General features: G+C 36.7%; 2 protein-coding genes. One reads left to right on the forward strand and one right to left on the reverse strand.

The window, feature by feature from the left end:
* The coding region (locus WA340_RS01135; RefSeq protein WP_336126957.1) for a dodecin family protein at positions 1–136 on the forward strand (136 nt) is incomplete at its 5' end.
* Positions 137–255: 119 nt separating this feature from the next.
* Here WA340_RS01135 and WA340_RS01140 read toward each other — a convergent pair.
* Positions 256–1,083: T9SS type B sorting domain-containing protein (locus tag WA340_RS01140; RefSeq protein WP_336126956.1), on the reverse strand; the 828-nt coding region annotated here is incomplete at its 5' end.

Here is a 1,083-nt window from a genome sequence, read left to right on the forward strand (position 1 = left end):
AAAAGCAGTAAAACACGCATCAAAAAGTGTAAAAAACATACGCTCTGTATATGTACAAGACCAAAGCGCTATTGTTAAAAGTGGTGAGGTAACAGAGTTTAGAGTTAATCTTAAAATCACTTTTGAAGTTGAGTAATCGCTTTTAGTTTTTATTTATAAAACACCTTATACTAAAAAGCCTGAACACTATGTTCAGGCTTTTTTGTTTCTATTTCTATTTGTATTGGTTTGTTTGTTTTTATTAGGAGTTGTTTCCTAGCGTTTCAGAGTAAAGTGTGCTCTAAATTGCTTCTTGGTATCACTTGTATCTCCTGGTTCTCTATATTCTACTGTAAACCAATAGTCACTTGTTGGTAATGGGTTACCGTTATAGGTCCCATCCCATCCTGGTCCTGTTGGATTTAATTGCTTTAACAGCTTACCGTATCTATCAAAGATGTATATTACTGCGTCTGGCTGATCACTTATTCCGTATATCTGCCATGTTTCGTTATATGTATCTCCGTTTGGTGTAAAGAAATGTGGGTAATCCATAACCATCACAGTTGTGCTTGACTCGCCACATCCATTAATATCTCTTACTGTTATTGTATGCTCGCCACCACTTACATCATTAAATATATACGTATTGTCATTTGGCTCGTTATTATACCATGGTCCGCCATCTAACTGGAACTCATACTCTGAGACACCTGTCCCAGTTGCAGTAACTTGTATACTATGCACGTCTGCAAATGCTGGTGTAATTACATCTGCTTCTATACTTGGTGGTGCACTTTCTTCTACTAGAGTTGTATCTGTACTTACACAGCCTGTTAGGTTATCTTCTATAGTTACTGTATAGCTTCCGCCTTGTGTTGGCATGATACTACTTCCGGTTCCTACTACAGTACCGTTCAAGGTCCACTCAAACGTGTAGTCTGATGTACTTAATCCTGTATCAATCTCTAATGGATTGATAACTTCGGTTCCGTTTGTATTTACACATAATAAGTAGTTATCTTCTAAATCTACTACTGGCAGTGGATTTACTTCTAATGTAATTGTTGCTATTTCGTAACATACCGAACTATCTACCATTGT

It is taken from the genome of Mesoflavibacter sp. CH_XMU1422-2, assembly GCF_037029245.1.
Taxonomy (GTDB): Bacteria; Bacteroidota; Bacteroidia; order Flavobacteriales; family Flavobacteriaceae; genus Mesoflavibacter; species Mesoflavibacter zeaxanthinifaciens.